The following is a 17243-nucleotide window of genomic DNA, read 5'->3' on the forward strand; positions in this document are numbered from 1 at the left end:
CATTTATCTCAGTGATTACTTCTAATTATAGATATTCTCATATTTCTCTCATTTTTATGATAAGCTCAAAAAATAAGTATTTTAACTAGGGTTATGCAAAACGTTTCTTTTTACCAAAAATTTAGTTTATCTCCCAGAAATCAAGTAGATATACCTACACAAGTTATCAAAACCATTGACATGAATTCCTCAACAGCAATTAACATCACTCATATAGGCGTACACTACCGCACACAAGAAGCACTTCGGGATGTTAACTGCATAATTAAACCAGGAAAAATCACAGGCATTTTTGGACCGAATGGGGCAGGTAAAAGTACATTGATGAAAGCCATTTTGGGATTAGTTCCCATGAGTAGCGGTCAAGTTTTATATAAAAATCAGCCCTTAATGCAGCAACTAGAAAAAGTTGCCTATGTACCACAACGTAGTCAAATTGACTGGAATTACCCCGCAACCGTGTGGGATGTCGTCATGATGGGGCGTGTAAAAAAAACAGGATGGTTACGTAGTTTCTCCACAGTTAGCCGCCAAATCGCTAAACAAGCATTAGAACGAGTAGGAATAGGAGAATTAAAAAATCGTCCCATTGGTGAACTTTCAGGAGGACAACAACAACGGGTATTTTTAGCTAGGGCTTTAACTCAAGAAGCAGAAATTTTCTGTTTTGATGAACCCTTTGTAGGAATAGATCAAAAAACCCAAGCTATCATATTTGAAGTCTTTCAAGAACTAGCAAAAAATAATAAAATCGTCTTAGTAGTTAATCATGATTTAGGGGAATCAATCACCCATTTTGATGATTTAATCTTACTTAATTGTGAACTTATTGCCACAGGTTCACGCCAACAAGTTTTAACAGAAGAAAACTTATATCGGGCTTATAGCGGCAAAGTCATGTACTTTTCTGACGCAGCATAATAACATCTTCTCTTCCTCTCTCCCTTCGCGTACTTCGCTCCTTCGTGGTTGATTTTCATCTATGCTTCAAGCACTAATAGAACCGTTGCAATATGGCTTCATGCAGCGTTCCTTAATCATTGCCATATTAGTAGGATTATTGTGTGCCATTGTTGGTAGTTATTTAATGGTACAACGGCTTGCATTACTGGGTGATGCTATTAGCCATTCAGTCTTACCAGGACTGGCGATCGCCTTTATGATCGGTGCTAATATCTTTGTAGGGGCGTTTATTGCTGGTGTTTTAAGTACAATGGCCATAGCTGTCATTAAAACCCGATCTCCCATCAAAGAAGATGCCGCTATGGGCATAGTTTTTTCCGCTTTTTTTGCCCTTGGTGTCACCTTAATTACAGTCATTCAAAAAGATAATAAAATTGATTTGAATCATTTTCTTTTTGGCAACATTTTGGGCGTAACTGCGGACGAAGTTAGAGATACAGCTATTATTGCAGCTATTGTTTTAATAGTAGTTTTCCTATTATATAAAGAACTGTTATTTTACACTTTTGATCCTTTAGGCGCACAAGCTGCGGGTTTACCAGTTAATCGCTTAAACTTTGGTTTAATGTTGTTAATTGCTTTAACAATTGTTGCCAGTATGAAAGCTGTGGGCGTAATCTTAGTATTATCACTTTTAATTACACCCGGTGCAACTGCTTATTTGTTAGTGAAACGGTTACATGAAGTCATGATTTTAGGGGCGGTAATTGGGGTGATTTCTAGTATTAGCGGAATGTATCTCAGCTACTTTTATAATTTACCTTCTGGTCCGGCGATTGTGTTAGTAGTTTCAGGTTTATTTACCTTGGCTTTGTTGTTTAGTCCTCGACATGGGATTTTGATTCCTAGTGGGAATAGGAAATAAGCATTTTGCAGTATCTGTGTGAACAGTCAGAATCAGGATAACCAGGATTAAAGGATTTACAGGATAAAGAATATTTCGGTTTTCTGTTTTAGTGCTGATACAGAAAAATAATTTATAGTGCGGTAAGCTAACAAAAGCAGTTTTTAACCTCAGAACAATGACAGCAAATAGTCCCACGATTTTGGCTTTAGACTTTGATGGAGTGGTTTGCGATGGACTAATTGAGTATTTTGAGGTAGCGTGGCGTACCTACTGTCAAATTTGGTCGCCGGCTAAGGACACACCACCAGATGATTTAGCTTTGAGATTTTATCGCTTACGTCCTGTAATTGAAACTGGTTGGGAAATGCCTGTTTTAATTAAAGCCTTAATTGAAGGTTTTTCTGATGATCAAATTCTGCAATCATGGACAAGTATTACTCCCCAAATTTTGGCAGTAGATAACCTAGAAGCAAAAGCAGTTTCGACAAAATTGGATCATCTGCGAGATGAATGGATTCAGACAGATTTAAATGGTTGGTTAAGTCTACATAAATTCTATCCGGGTGTGATAGAAAGACTCAAAATAACTCTTGAAAGTGAAGTTCAGTTATATATTGTTACTACCAAAGAAGGGCGATTTGTCAAGCAATTGTTACAGCAAGAAGGAGTTAATTTACCACCAGAAAATATTTTTGGGAAGGAAGTAAAACGCCCAAAATATGAAACTTTGCATGAATTAATTGAGAAAGCAAATACCCAAACTGTGAGTTTGTGGTTTGTGGAAGATAGACTAAAAACATTACAATTAGTCCAACAGCAATCAGACTTAAATCATGTCAAACTTTTCTTAGCTGATTGGGGTTATAATACTCAACCAGAAAGGGAAGCAGGAAAAAATGATCCACGCATTCAGCTAATATCACTTTCTCATTTTGCTCACGATTTTTCCACTTGGTTATAATCTAGAAAAATATAAATCGTAGGTGAGAATTAAATTGAAATTACCTACGATTTATTTTCTCAATCAGATCAATTACTTCTTGGTAATTAGAGATTCTTTTTTGTTCTTGAAATAAGTTAGCTGCTGTTGTCAAATCATTAATTGCTCCCTGTTTATCACCTAAGGTATTGCGAGTAATACCTCGATTCTGGTAAGCTTCAGGAAATTTAGGATTAAGACTTAATGCTTTGTTAAAATCTGCAATAGCACCTTTTAAATCTCCCAAATCATGGCGAGTAAATCCTCGATGATTGTAGATACCAGGATAGTTAGAATTAAGACTGATTGCTTGGTTATAATCTGAAATTGCTCCTTTCAAGTCTCCCAATTTATGGCGAGATATCCCTCTTTTATAGTAAACTTCAGGAAAATTAGGATGTAACTGCAAGGCTTGATTATATTCTTCAATTGCTCCTTTTGTATCTCCCGATGTATGGCGGTTAATTCCTCGATGGAAATATACTATAGCCTCTTTCAGATCAGATTGTGCTAACAGTGCTGATTTTGTTCTCAAATCGGAAATATTTGCCAAATTGTTAGCACCCACTGACGGACTATATAATATAGTTCCTAATATGAGAGTTGTAATTGTTAATTTCCATTTTTTCATGACGCTATTTTTCCAATTATTAGCATACAGTTATTAATTATATAGGAATCATAAATGATATTGGAAAAATTTTAAGTAGTGTAGGGTGGGCAATGCCCAGCGTAGGGGGGTTTTGGTGGGCATTGCCCACCCTAGGTATATTTCAAGAATCAAATATTAGTCCTATATAGTATTTACATCTATTTGCACAACTACAAACACTATGCTTGATTTAACAAAAATATCAGGACAAATGCAAGGTTTCAGTCAACATTTAACTTCAGAAGTGGCTGCAAGTCATCAGCGGTTAGAGTTAGCACAACAATATTTAAAAAAGGCGTTTGAGTGTCAACAGGAGTTAGTTAAACGTCAAGAAGAATGGCGAAATCGCATTATTTTTGCTAATGCTACTCCCATTGAACCTCTGGAAACCTGCATGACTATTCCTGTTCCCCCCAAAGTTCATACTGTCATTTCTACAGATGGTTCACAAATCTCCCCCAATCATCACGAAATTGCGTATTGTTACTTACTAAATATCGGCAGAGTTGTTTTACACTATGGTCAAAATCTTCACCCTATTCTCGATAGTTTACCGGAGGTATTTTATCGCCCTGAAGATTTATATATCTCTCGTCAATGGGGCATTAGAACGGAAGAATGGATGGGTTATCGGCGTACAGCTTCCGAGGCTACAGTATTAGCCGAACTGGCTTGTAGTACCAAGACAGAAGCCCCAACTTTAGCGATGACAGATGGTTCGTTAATATACTGGTTTTTAGATCAATTACCGATGGATGCACGGGATCTCATTTTACCTCCCGTTTTAGAAGCTTGGCAAAAACTCCAGCAAGCCCAAATCCCCCTCATGGGTTATCTTAGTGCCTCTCGTAGCACCGAAGCCACTAACTTTTTACGCTTTTTAGCTTGTCCTCACCCTGTCCCCGATTGTATCACCCATTGTCCTAACCAATTAGAATACGTACCTTGTAAAAAATTTGATACTTTGCGAGATACAACCCTATGGACAAGCCAACTTCAACCTGGACAACGCGGACCACTATGGCGGAGTAATGCCCGAATTTTAGAATTATATGACGAGCAAATTATTTATTTTTGTTACGTTCATGTCGGTACAGAAATTGCCCGCATTGAAGTTCCCGCTTGGGTTGCTGAAAATTCCACTATGTTTGATCAAGCACTAGGATTAATGCTGGCACAGGTACAAAAAGGATATGGTTATCCTGTGGCTATTGCGGAAGCTCATAATCAGGCTGTAGTCAGAGGTGCGGATAGAAGCCGTTTTTTTGCCCTTTTAGAACGACAAATGATTAAAGCCGGGATCAAAAATGTGGGAATTTCCAACAAAGAAGCCAGAAAAAGAGGAAGCATTGCTTAATTATCCTAGGAATTTTTAACCAATTATTCGGCTATCTTCACCATGAAAAAATTTGTTTATTTGTCTCATAATCAGTTTATTAAAAATCACTTATTTAGCCAAAGCATAATTATGTTTTTAGCTGTAGTGATGATGCTACTAAATACAGGCTGTAGTCAAAAAGTATTTCATCCTTCTCCACCTGCTGTAAATAAAATCCGAAAAAACTTACCTTCTTTGAAAATTGGCATATTACCATTACAAAATTTTCAAAATCAACAACGCATGATTAAGCAATTTGATAGCTACCTAGAGAAATTCTTAGGACGAACCGTTGATATTCAACTGGCTAAAAATTACGACGAAGCTGTTAACTGGTTAGTAGAAGAAAAGGTTGATATCGCTTATTTGGGACCATTAACTTATTTAGAAGCTTTGGACAGAGGTGCAAAAATTGAACCTCTAGTTGCTTCCATAGATAAAAATACAGGACAACCTTGGTATCGAGCTTGTATTATCATCAAATCAGATAGCTCTATCCACAGCTTAAGCGACCTCAAAGGTAGGCGGGTTGCCTTTATAGATAAATTATCAACTGCTGGCTATTTGATGCCATTAGCAGCTTTCAAGAAACTCAATATTGATCCCAATCAGGATTTTAAAAAATTTATTTATACTGGCAGTCATACTAAGAGTATGGAAGCACTAGAAAATGGTATTGTAGATGCCATAGCTACTCATATTCCCTTTTATACTAAGCAGAAAAGAATGGGTAAATTCCCACAAAATTCACGTATTTTATGGGAATCTGACCCTATGCCCCAATTTCCTGTGGTAGTGTTAAAAAAATTGCCTCCTGAGTTGATCAAACAGTTAAAACAAGCTTTTATTAATACCCCTGATGGTATTGAGGATATTAACGGCACTGAGTCTGCTGGCTATACTTTAGTCAGTGCTTCAGATTACGAATCAATTCAGCAAATCCGTAAGGATCTTAACTTAATTTCCAGTCCATCAAAATGAATATATCTAAAAAGTTTCTCGCTAGTGCGGCTTTATTATTAGGAATTGTCACAGCTATTCAGATTGGTAATGCTGTGGTTGTCCAGCAAATTAAAAATACTGCTCAACAAAGAAGTGATATCGCCATAGACACCATTAAAGCTGCTTTAGAAGCAGAAAATACTTTAAGGTCGGAAATAATTTTATTGAAGGATATAGTTTTATTTGAGCGCAACCAATCAGAAATAGAAAAATTCCAAAATAAGTTTCTTGATTCTCTAAATAGATTAGCAGTTTTTATGCCCGATGATCCGGACATTGCTCTGATTCGTCGCCGCCATCTTTTTCTTAAAAACATAGCAAATCAGCTAATTAAAAAGAGAAGAAATGAATTTAGTATAGTTGAATCTCAGCAATATTTTCTCGCTATTAATTCCTTTAATAGAGATATTGATTTCATGTTAACAAATGTCATTGAACGTGCCTACAAACAAAAACAATTAATGAAATCAGAATTAGACAACTTATATAAATTCCAGGCAATTATCACTATTGAAGTTATAGGAGCAATCATTATTTTATTTACAATTACATTTATATTAGTCTGGCAACCAATTATTAAATCTTTAGAAGAATTACAGATAGGAACTGCGGAAATAGCTGCTGGTAATCTTGATTACCGTTTAAATATTCTGACAGGTGATGAAGTAGAAAAATTAGCTGAAGCATTTAATTATATGGCTATCAAGCTGACTGATTCCCGACACACGTTGTTAAAAAACGATGAATTAACAAAAATTAACCAGCGCTCTCAGTTAGAGATTAACGAACGCAAACAAGCAGAAACGGCACTAAAGGAAGCTTTACAGCAACTTAAAAGTACCCAAGCCCAATTGATTCAAACTGAAAAAATGTCTAGCTTAGGTCAGCTTGTTGCCGGCATAGCACACGAAATTAATAATCCTGTAAATTTCATCTCTGGAAATATTAGCTATACCAGTGAATATGCTCATGAATTACTAGAATTAATTGGCTTATATATTGAAGAATTACCCAATCCGAGTCATAAAATTCAGGATAAAATTGAGGAAATTGATCTAAAATTTATTTTAGAGGATTTCCCAAAAGTTATTAATTCTATGCAAATAGGATCTAATCGAATTAGAGAAATAGTCTTATCTTTACGTACTTTTTCCCGATTAGATGAAGCAGAAATGAAATCAGTTGATATTCACGAAGGTATTGATAGTACACTATTAATTTTACAAAATCGCCTGAAAGCAAAAACAGAACATCCAGAAATTCAAATCATCAAAAATTATGGTAATTTACCCCTAGTTCAATGCTATCCAGGACAACTAAATCAGGTATTTATGAATATTATTAATAATGCTATTGATGCTATCGAAAGTGATAATAATCAGCAACTTTTAGAGGAAATTCAAAATCATTCCAGTCAAATTACAATTCAAACCCAACTATCGGATACTAATCAATTACAGATCAGAATTGCTGATAATGGACAAGGGATTTCAGAAAACATAAAAAGTAAGTTATTTGATCCATTTTTTACGACTAAACCAATTGGAAAGGGAACAGGTTTAGGATTATCTATTAGCTATGATATTATTGTTAATAAACATTCTGGACTTCTCAAATGTGAATCAGAAATAGGGAAAGGAACTGAGTTTTTAATTGAAATTCCTTTATATCAATAATTTTCTTTATTCAAAGGCTGATAAAAAATAATTTAACATCGCTTTAACTGTGCTAGTAAAACTACAATTTCATCTATTGCTGTTCTCATAACTCTACCCGGTTGCTCAGATTGATTGACAATAATACTAAAAACTAATGGCTGATAATTAGGTGCATTTACATACCCAGATAGAGCAGAAATTCCTGTCATTGAACCTGTTTTTCCTTGCACAATTCCCGCAGCAGCCGTATTAATAAACCGATTTTTTAGAGTCCCATTTACACCTGCAATAGACAAGGAAGCCCGAAAAACTTCGGCTTGAGATGATTTATTAATTCCTTGTAAAAGTTCCACCAAAGCTGCTGGAGTTGTTAAATTTTTCCGAGATAACCCAGAACCATCTACAATTACATAACCGTCTGGTTCAACTCCTAATTGAGTTAAAGTTTCTCTTGCTACTTCTAACCCAATATCAGCCGTATTTTGATTTGTTTCTGCTGGTTTTTTAATAGCTAAACTCCTGAGTAAAGCCTCAGCATACAAATTATTACTATTCACATTTGTCTCGATCAATAATTCCGACAAAGGTGGAGATTCTACAGCGGCTATTTCTTTGTTATTTTTACTCAGATTACTACTCACAGTTTCTTTAACAGTAATTCCCTCCCTAGCTAAATTCTGGCGAAATTGTCTGATAAAATTAGCAATTGGATCAAATACAGCCAAACCAGTAATATCTGGTTGAGAATTTACGGCTAATTGTCCATTTATTCTGATAATCTGTCCTTTTAAGTCACGATTTACTTGTACAAAACCAGGGTTATCTGCTTGAGTTGTGACAGAATTATTTTCAACTTTCCATTGATATGCTTCTGTAGGGTCATTCCATTTTATCTTTAATGGTTGTCCAATAGTTTGGGGTGAAGAAGTTAAAATAGAAGCATTTTCATTGACAATTAAACTATTAACAGGTGCGCCATAATAAGCTTGTATATCTTCCCATTCCCAACTAGAATTAACTACTTCACCTTGAAAATAACTATCATCAGCAATTAACTGATTAATTTGCCTAATTCCCTGTTGATATAGTTGTTTTGATAATATTGTTAATTGGGCATTTTTAAAACTCGGATCTCCCCTTCCCACTACACGCAAAACACCATTACCATCATCATAAATGGAGGTACGAATCCGAAAATCTGCACCTAATTTTTGTAATGCTGCTGCGGTAGTAAATAGCTTCATGTTAGAAGCAGGAATAAAATATTTTTGGCTATCTTGACTATAAAGAATCTTTTCTGATGATAATGGTTTAACTAAAATCCCCCAACGGACGCGACTAAATTGGGGACGATTAATAATAGTATTAATTTCCGATGATAATTGAGCCGGACAAATTGATTTGGTAGTAGTAACTTGAGGAACAGGTGTTTGGGCTTGGGCTATTTTTTGAATACTACCAATATTAATAGAGATAAATAGTAAGATAAAGCTGAAATAATTTTTTTTCAAGATATTACCAATTATTATTTGGTTTAGCGAGATTTTTAAACTTTGTAAATTGTGGATCAAATAATAGCTTAACTGTTCCTGTTGGTCCATTCCGATGTTTAGCTATGATTACTTCTGTAACTCCCCTCTCTGGGGTATCTGGTGAATAATACTCATCACGATATAACATCATTACTATATCAGCATCTTGTTCAATTGAACCTGATTCTCTCAAATCAGATAACATTGGGCGTTTATTGGTTCTTGCTTCTACTCCGCGACTTAACTGTGATAAGGCAATTATGGGTACAGATAATTCTCTTGCTAAACCTTTTAAAGAACGGGTAATTCTTGATAATTCTTGGACACGATTATCACTACTACCTTCCATTAATTGCAAGTAATCAATTACTATTAATCCCAATTCTTTACTTTGTTCGGCTTGCAATCTTCGCGCTTGACTTCGCATTTGTGTGACTGTAATATTTGATGTATCATCAATAAAAATTGGAGTGTCTGAGAGTTTAGCAATGGCACGGCTTAAAGGTTCCCATTGCGTTTGACTAATGCGGCCACTTCTTAAATAACTGCTTTCAATTCCAGCTTCACTAGCTAATAGTCTTTGTACTAGCTGTTCTTTAGACATTTCTAAACTAAAAACTGCAACTGGTAATTGATAACCAGCAGCAATATTATGAGCAAGGTTTAAGCAAAAGGCCGTATTGTGAACACAAATATCATTAGCAACAAAATTGTGTGTTTCGGGAATTGTTAAATCATAAACTTGTTGATTACCTACTGATTCAATGGAAATAATTTCATCCCAATATACATCACTATTTGCTAATTGCTGAAGTGATAAATTGTCTAAAGCAGTGGCTAAAATCCATAATCTTTCCCGTTTTAATGCCCGTTTACCGACATGAATATTTGTATAGCTTTTAATTTCAGCCCGTTGAGCTAAACTACTCCAAGTTTCGCTACCTTTAGCGGCTGCTATCTGTTCCCAAATTTCTATAGGTATTAAGTCACGATTGGTTTGATATCTCTTTTGAGATATAGCTAATGTGACTTTTGCTAATGCTGCTTCTTTGCCAAAAATGCCAATTTCTGCAATAAAGTTTTTGATAGATAAAGCATCAGTAATATCTAATTGCCATGCTGGTCTGCGGGTATTATTATATTTCATAGACCGCTTTTTCAAAGCAGCAATAATACCAAATCTTAATAACAGATGTTGAATTTGTCTTGCTAGTTTTTCGCTAACTGTACAATAACCTAATTGTGATTGACCACTATTAAGTACAGTAGCCCAGCCGTCAGTGGCAAAGAGACGATTGATAAATAAGGACAATTGTGATTTTTCTAATTTAAAGACAATTGGGGGAATTGTTTTAGTATGGGCATCTTTACCCCATAAACCTAATTTTTCTAACCAAATTGTCAACTCGTTTTTACTAGATTTTCTGATACTAGCAAATCCATAAGGTGCAAGTTCTTCTAACTCAATTTCTAGAGTCTTACATAATAACTCAAAAATGTCATGATTGGGTACACACTTTCCTTTTTGCCACATACAAACTAAAGATGGAGTTACTCCTAGTTCATCGCTTAATTTTTTAGCAGATAATGAACGAGAACTAATAGCAATTTTGAGACTTTCCGCAAAAAGCTGTCTTTGATTAGCAATAAATTCTAAATCTCCGCGAACACATAATGAAGGTGTCCGTTGTTCTTGGGAATCTTCCCATCTTACTGACAAACCACCAAATTCAGTTACTGCTTGGGAAAAATCTGTTTGCAGTAATGGGTTACTGTTTGTAAATCTAGGAGTGCTATTAGTTAAACCACCATCACCAATTAAATATCCTAATAATTTGACTTCACACTCGCGGATAGTTTCTGTACCAAACACATCTATTTTACGAGGGATAGCAATCTTATTTCCAACTTGCAAATTTTCTAATCTTTGCCAACCTTTAATAGTTAAAAATGGGTGAGTAATTGTGGTTTCAATTGCTCGACCTAAGCGAGTTGTTATGCGGAAAACTGGTTTAATTCCATCATCTACAAATGCAGATGGTTGGGTAAAGGTAAATTTCCAATCGTCATTTAAGGTTAATAATGAACCTTGACGTTGCCGATATAATTCTTCAATTGTGGCAATTTGTCCATCTGCTAAGACGATTTCTGAATCATAACTGAGACATTTTCCCATTGACGGCCTCCCTGCGATGATAATTAAATCAGAACGCTGAAAACCGCTGGTCATTGCATCTAAATCATAAAAACCACAAGGTATTCCTGGTAAAGCAATGCCTTGATGACGAGTTTCAATATCTTGAAAAGTATGAACTAAGGTGTCACTAATACGAATTAATCCTGATTGAGTTTTTTGTTGGGTGACGTTAAAAACTTTTTGTTCGGCATTGTCCAGAACTATTGGTAATTCTGTTTCTGTTTCAAAACCAAGATGGACAATTTCATTACCTGCTTTAATTAATTGCCGTCGCAGGTATTTTTCCATCACTAACACTGCTAAGGCATCAATATTAACCGCTGAAACTGTGCGATCTACTAATGTTGCTAGTTTATTTCTGCCACCAATTCGCGTCAACTGATCATTATCTGTTAACCAATTGGTGATGGAAAGTAAGTCTGTGGGTTTTTGCTGCGTATGTAGACGTAAGGCAGCTTGATAGATGGTTGTATGGGCGCTAATATAAAAAGCTTCGGGAACTAGGCGATCGCTGACTCGACCAATTGCCTCTGGATCTAGTAGAATACCTCCTAAAATCGCTTCCTCTGCTTCGATGTTTTGAGGTGGTAGACGATTACTACCATCACCTTGAAAACTTAGTTCTTCAGCCATAATATTTTAAATGTTGGCGATTTTGGATTTTTACCTAATCATCCAAAACCAATATAAAAACATTGATAACCACAGATGATATATCTGTGGTGATTAAGTCACCGAATTTGAGATTTTAAATTTTGGATTAAAGATTGAAAATTCAAAAATGTCCGCAGCCGCCAAATTTATTCGAGGATAAATATAAAATCTCAAATTAATTGACAAGCTCTTAGCTTAGTTGCTGGAGTCAATCTAAAATCTAAAATCTAAAATCCAAAATTGCATCACCGTTAGTTAGAGACGACTTCAATGTTAATTTCTGCTGTTACGTCAGAATGGAGCTTGATTTCAGCTTTATAAGTACCCAATTGGCTAATATCGGGAATGCTAATACCACGACGATCTATTTCTAGATTAGCCGCTGCTTTAATCGCATCTGCCACATCTTGGGTAGTCACAGTTCCAAAAATAGCTTCATTTTCACCAACTTGCTTGGCAATTTTTAAACCAGCAATATTTTCTAAAGCTGTTTTTTGCTCAGTTGCTTGTTGTTTGAGTTCTAATTGTCTTTGATATTCTTTCTCACGTCGGCGTTCTACTTGTTTGAGAAGACCAGGTGTAGCACGAGCAGCTAAACTCTGGGGAATCAGGTAGTTACGAGCATAACCGGGGGCTACTTCTACTAAATCGCCGAGTTTTCCCAGCTTGCTTACATCTTTTGTTAAAACTAATTGCACACGTTTCGCCATTGTTTTTCGCTTTTCTTGGTAAAATCTTACTTATTTGGGTGTCAGCAGGATAGCTTATAAAAGTGTAGCTTGATCCTCAGCGACTTTAAACATACCCACAGCCTTAAGATTTTAGCGAAGTTTGGGGGGCGATCGCAATACTAAATGCCAGAAATATTAAAATAGCAGCATGGTAGGGGTTTAGCATTGCTAAACCCCTACAACTACTGACCAATAATTAAAAATTATCCTTCATTCCTCGAATCCGTGCAAAGGTTTGGACTTCATCGTTACTCTTCGCTGTTACTTGTAGAGATGGTTCATTCCAACGTAAAAAAGGATTTGTAAGTTTTTCTATTCCTAAAATTGATGGAACCGTGGGTTTATCAGCATCGCGTTGAGCTTTAACTTCTTGGTAACGTTTTTGTAAATCCACATTGTCAGCATCTACAGTCACCGCAAAACGCAAATTGCTCAATGTGTATTCATGGGCGCACCAAACGCGAGTATTATCCGGTAAAGCCCGGAGTTTACTTAAAGAATCTACCATTTGCCCTGGCGTACCTTCAAATAAACGACCGCACCCCCCCGCAAACAATGTATCACCACAGAACAATTCTCCAGGCTCTCCTGGGCTTACTGGGGGGAAATAGTAGGCAATGTGAGCGCGGGTATGTCCAGGAACGAAAAACACATCAGCAGTGCGATTTGCAAATTCTACGTGATCACCCTCGTGTAAAAATACCTGCTGTCCCGGAATCCTCCCTCGATCTTCCGCACCTCCATAAACTTTCACTTGGGGAAATGCTTTCATTAACTGTGTATTCCCACCCACATGATCACCGTGATGGTGCGTGTTAAAAATTGCTACCAACTCAGCCTTGAGTTTCGTCAGTTCCGCTAAAACTGGCTGCGCTTCTGCTGGATCAACAACAGCCGCAATATTCTGCTGTGGATCATGCAGTAAAAATATATAGTTGTCTGAAAGTACCGGCAGCCGAATTACTTGCATTGCTTTTTCTCCCACAAAGATATAATTGGTATTTGTAAAGTATCTTAAATTACACTATACTTATCAAGCTTCATATTGGTCTTCCTGAACGCCAGCGTCTCATCATCATCACTAGCCGAGAAAAGAAGAGTTTCAAAAGGGCAATTCGGTTGTGCCAACCGCTATATTTACATAGTAAGTGCCACAATGCTGATGGACTCAGCCATAAACCCTGACAGTTTTCTAAATGTCTAACGAACTCAACTCCATCCAGAGGATCTGCCAAAGCCTTGATCAATTCTAAACTAGGAGGTAATTTGTTTGGACAGGCAGATACATCGCTATGAGCATTTCCCCAAGTTGGTTCTCCACCTGAATTATATGTTTTAGCCTGGGGATGTCCAAAGCCGATATTATGTACCAAAGATACCATTGGTGTTATATGTATGTATCCCTGATTCAGTGCCGCTAAAGTGAGGGTAATCACCCAATCTTTTTGGTTTTCTTTTTCGAGAAAAAATTGATTGACAATTGTATATTTTGTCTGCATCGTTGCTGGAATATTATAGAAATGACCAAAAGGATTATAAGCTTGGGGATAATTACTAAGATCTAAATTTTGCCAACGATCTGCCCAAATTCCTAAACCGTAAGCAAATACTCGTCTAGATATCATAAAATCCGCTGTGATCATTTCTCGTATTTCATTAGGAAAGTTCGCATAGGCTGTAATTGAACATACGTGAGGACAGTGACGATAAGCTTCTAACAGCCGACACATCCTATCGTAAAAATAAGGATTGGGAATAGTATCATCTTCCAAATAAATGACAGCAGGATAATGGGACAAAGCCTCTGTGAGTGCATAAATAGCGTGTGCATCACAACCTAAGTTATGTTGCTGGTTAATAATTTTAACGGGAATAATTTGAGAAAATTCGGTTAATAATCTCATGCAATCGTCAATCAGATGCTGATCTTGAGCATTACGAGATCCATCAATAAAAGCCAGAATTTGCCTTGGTAGCAGAGTTTGTTTCGCTATAGCTGGGAGAAGTTCTTGGAGAAGATCGGGACGGGTAAAAGCCAGAAGAACAATTGGTGGTAATTCTGGGGGAAGGGAGATATCATCTAGCAAAACAGGCAAATTTAAATTTTTTTCAATGCTATTAACTTCATTAATGTTCATAGATTTGATGGTTATTTTTTCAGTTTATTTACTAAAGAGTCCAGTTTAAAAAAAATCTCATCAGGCACATTGAATCTTTGCAGAAAACCAGGTTTTAAAATGGGAGAAGAGTTTTTATCTATAGGTGTATACTGAGAACGATAGGCAGCGATCGCCTGTTACATCTGTATGAGTAAGAGAAAAATAATAAGCAATATGAGCGCGGGTATAGCCAGAAACACAATTTCAGCAGTAAGATTCCCAAATTTTAGGCGATCACCCTCTTGCAAAAAGTATCCGCTCAATAAGAAGGGGTAGACTACCATATTGATAACAATTTTGCTCCTGCTGCATTTGAGGGTTGTCATTGTGCTATTTACGCCAGATTATTGAGCAATTACTGCAAAAATACCTGATGTCCGGGAATCCTTTCCCAATCTTCTGCACCTCCATAAACTACTAAATTTGGGAACCTTGCCATTAACTTCTCATTCCTACCTACATGATCATAATAATGGTGGGTGTTAAAAATTGCTACTAACTTTGCTCCCATTTCCGGAATTTGCTGTAATATGGGTTAAGACTCCGCTGGATCAACTATAGCTACAATATTTTCTTTGCTATCATGTAGCAAAAATATATAGTTGTCTGATAGGGCTGCAAGATGGGCTACTTCTATCACATCTACCTCCTTAAACTAGATTGATTGTACTTATGTTGGTAATATCCGCAAAATCGGGACAATTAGGCAATAGATTATTATTGTTTGCTAATTTTATAGCTTTTGCTATCAAAAATAACTATAAAGTAGTAAATCCTGCCTTTGAGGAGTATGCAGAATTTTTTCATTCTACTGAGCGAAACTTTCTTTGTTGTTATCCTCCTTTAGCATTTCCTTTGCCTAGTAATAAACGACTAAGAAGTTACTACTATCAATTTAATTGTTATTTAAGCAATAGTGGTTTATTTAAAAAAATTAATATCCCAAGAGATAAACCTTTCAATTGGAGTAATAGTTATAATATATGCCAACAAATAAATCCCCATGCAATTAACTTTTTTCAAGGTTGGCTATTTCGAGATGGATGGTTTATAGAAGATATCGCCAATCTTCGTCAATATGCAGATACTATTCGTACTTATTTTCGACCTTTGCCAAAGTATCAATCAAATATAGCAAATCTTATCTCCAAGATTCGCCACCACTCTGATGTTATCATTGGAGTACATATTCGCCAAGGAGATTATCAATCTCATCAGGATGGCAGATATTTCTATACAGTTAAGCAATATGTAAAAGTAATGGAGACTGTTAAAAAACTTTTTGCTAACAAAAAAGTTACTTTTTTAATTTGTTCAAATGAAAATCAAACTCCAGATAACTTCCAAAATCTCTCTTATGTTTATGGTAATAATCATATAATTGAGGATATGTATTCTTTAGCTGAATGTGATTATATAATTGGACCTCCTAGTACTTATACAATGTGGGCATCTTTTTATGGAGAAAAGCCTTTATATATGATTAGAGATGTTAATAAATCTTTAACAATACAAGATTTCGTTCAATTCGACCAATGGCAAGGAATTTTCTATGCCAATGAAGACTGGAGTAAGAATTCCTGGGAATGGATACATTAAATACATTTAAGTAAAAATCAGCACAAAACTTATTATGAAATCAAATAGAGGATTTATCACAATTCTGACAGGTCTTTACTCTTTCCAAGATTGCATTCATTTTTTAGCAGCAGTAAGAAAGTTTCATCAAGAGCCGATTATTATTTTAATTGACCGTATTCCAAAGGTTCTCTATCCTTTATTGACAGCTTTTAAAAATATTAAGCTAAAGCCTGCACCTGCACATGAAAATACAGTTTTATCATCACGATATGCCAAAGTATCTTTATATGAATACTCAGAATTTGATCAAACAATTTACTTGGACTCAGATATTTGTTTACTCTCTGATATCAAGAATGTTTTTGATTATTTAGATGAATATGATTTTTTATTAACAGAAGATGTTCAACCTTCCATTGTTAAAGCTACTAACTTATTACGAGGAAATCAACAAGAGCTTTTACCCCATGTATTAACAATTTTGCAGTCAGTCGGTCTACCACTAGAAGCAGATAATGTCCAGTACAATAGTGGTGTTATGGCTTTTAAAAAAAACGATATTAACGAGCTATTGTTTGATGAATATAGACGTTATTTTGAAATTATTACAAATAACCAAGATAAATTGTTACTCAGAGATCAAGGGGCTTTTGCCTCTGCAATAGCTTCTGTAAAACCAAACATAAAAGTCCTACCACCTACTTATAATTATTTAAGTCAATGGGACAAAGCTTATCATATTAACGAACCTATAAAAGTTCTACATTGTACATATCCTTATCGCCCCCAATATGCTAAAGATATTACTCGCTCTGTTTATACAAGAGTATTTGATAAAATTGCTCCCCTATTTTTACCCAATCAAATTACAAATCCTTGGCGGAAAAAATAACATAATTAAAAGTAGGAA

14 protein-coding genes and 1 pseudogene are annotated in these 17243 nt (G+C 35.8%); 8 read left to right on the forward strand and 7 right to left on the reverse strand.

From position 1 onward, the window contains the following. Nucleotides 1–93: 93 nt before the first annotated feature. The 3 genes from FJR11_RS03530 (at nt 94) to FJR11_RS03540 (ending at nt 2771) form a co-directional block, all read left to right on the forward strand. The gene (locus tag FJR11_RS03530) at nt 94–921 is read left to right on the forward strand and encodes a metal ABC transporter ATP-binding protein (RefSeq protein ID WP_168502334.1); all 828 of its coding nucleotides are present in this window, start codon (nt 94–96) and stop codon (nt 919–921) included. A gap of 61 nt (nt 922–982) precedes the next feature. After that, nucleotides 983–1828, forward strand: a complete 846-nt coding sequence (locus FJR11_RS03535; RefSeq protein WP_168502335.1) for a metal ABC transporter permease — start codon at nt 983–985, stop codon at nt 1826–1828. Between the two features lie 157 nt (nt 1829–1985). Next, on the forward strand, nt 1986–2771 hold the full coding sequence (locus tag FJR11_RS03540) for an HAD family hydrolase (RefSeq protein WP_168502336.1): 786 nt from the start codon (nt 1986–1988) through the stop codon (nt 2769–2771). A 40-nt stretch (nt 2772–2811) separates the two neighbouring features. Here FJR11_RS03540 and FJR11_RS03545 read toward each other — a convergent pair whose 3' ends face one another. Beyond that, on the reverse strand, nt 2812–3420 hold the full coding sequence (locus FJR11_RS03545; protein ID WP_168502337.1) for a tetratricopeptide repeat protein: 609 nt from the start codon (nt 3418–3420) through the stop codon (nt 2812–2814). Nucleotides 3421–3622: 202 nt separating this feature from the next. On the opposite strand from FJR11_RS03545, the gene FJR11_RS03550 reads away from it, so the two are divergent. From FJR11_RS03550 to FJR11_RS03560, 3 genes are all read left to right on the forward strand, one after another. Continuing rightward, on the forward strand, nt 3623–4798 hold the full coding sequence (locus FJR11_RS03550) for a DNA double-strand break repair nuclease NurA (protein WP_168502338.1): 1176 nt from the start codon (nt 3623–3625) through the stop codon (nt 4796–4798). A 111-nt stretch (nt 4799–4909) separates the two neighbouring features. Then, nucleotides 4910–5800 (forward strand): phosphate/phosphite/phosphonate ABC transporter substrate-binding protein, encoded by an 891-nt coding sequence (gene phnD, locus FJR11_RS03555; RefSeq protein ID WP_254444672.1) that lies wholly within the window; start codon nt 4910–4912, stop codon nt 5798–5800. Beyond that, on the forward strand, nt 5797–7497 hold the full coding sequence (locus tag FJR11_RS03560) for an ATP-binding protein (RefSeq protein WP_168502340.1): 1701 nt from the start codon (nt 5797–5799) through the stop codon (nt 7495–7497). The genes phnD and FJR11_RS03560 overlap by 4 nt, the downstream gene beginning before the upstream one ends. A gap of 32 nt (nt 7498–7529) precedes the next feature. Here FJR11_RS03560 and dacB read toward each other — a convergent pair whose 3' ends face one another. From dacB to FJR11_RS23470, 6 genes and pseudogenes are all read right to left on the reverse strand, one after another. Beyond that, nucleotides 7530–8993: a D-alanyl-D-alanine carboxypeptidase/D-alanyl-D-alanine-endopeptidase gene (gene dacB / locus FJR11_RS03565; protein ID WP_371417446.1), complete on the reverse strand. Its 1464-nt coding sequence runs from the start codon at nt 8991–8993 to the stop codon at nt 7530–7532. A 1-nt stretch (nt 8994) separates the two neighbouring features. After that, nucleotides 8995–11841 carry a replicative DNA helicase gene (gene dnaB, locus FJR11_RS03570; RefSeq protein WP_168502342.1) on the reverse strand — a complete coding sequence of 949 codons (2847 nt, stop codon included), beginning with the start codon at nt 11839–11841 and terminating at the stop codon, nt 8995–8997. A gap of 272 nt (nt 11842–12113) precedes the next feature. Further along, complete coding sequence (gene rplI / locus FJR11_RS03575; RefSeq protein WP_168502343.1) at nt 12114–12572, reverse strand: 50S ribosomal protein L9; 459 nt, start codon at nt 12570–12572, stop codon at nt 12114–12116. A gap of 217 nt (nt 12573–12789) precedes the next feature. After that, nucleotides 12790–13563, reverse strand: a complete 774-nt coding sequence (gene gloB, locus FJR11_RS03580) for a hydroxyacylglutathione hydrolase (protein WP_168502344.1) — start codon at nt 13561–13563, stop codon at nt 12790–12792. Between the two features lie 70 nt (nt 13564–13633). Further along, nucleotides 13634–14731, reverse strand: coding sequence for a glycosyltransferase family 2 protein (locus FJR11_RS03585; RefSeq protein ID WP_168502345.1), 1098 nt, complete (start codon nt 14729–14731; stop codon nt 13634–13636). A gap of 379 nt (nt 14732–15110) precedes the next feature. Then, nucleotides 15111–15389, reverse strand: a pseudogene (locus tag FJR11_RS23470) (MBL fold metallo-hydrolase); the annotation flags it as partial. Between the two features lie 35 nt (nt 15390–15424). Between FJR11_RS23470 and FJR11_RS03595 the strand changes: the two are divergent. Both FJR11_RS03595 and FJR11_RS03600 read left to right on the forward strand, forming a co-directional pair. Next, nucleotides 15425–16351: an alpha-1,2-fucosyltransferase gene (locus FJR11_RS03595; RefSeq protein WP_168502347.1), complete on the forward strand. Its 927-nt coding sequence runs from the start codon at nt 15425–15427 to the stop codon at nt 16349–16351. 34 nt (nt 16352–16385) lie between these two features. Beyond that, nucleotides 16386–17225, forward strand: coding sequence for a glycosyltransferase (locus FJR11_RS03600; RefSeq protein WP_168502348.1), 840 nt, complete (start codon nt 16386–16388; stop codon nt 17223–17225). Nucleotides 17226–17243: the final 18 nt, after the last annotated feature.

This window comes from Anabaena sp. UHCC 0187, assembly GCF_009712035.1.
Lineage (GTDB): Bacteria > Cyanobacteriota > Cyanobacteriia > Cyanobacteriales > Nostocaceae > Dolichospermum.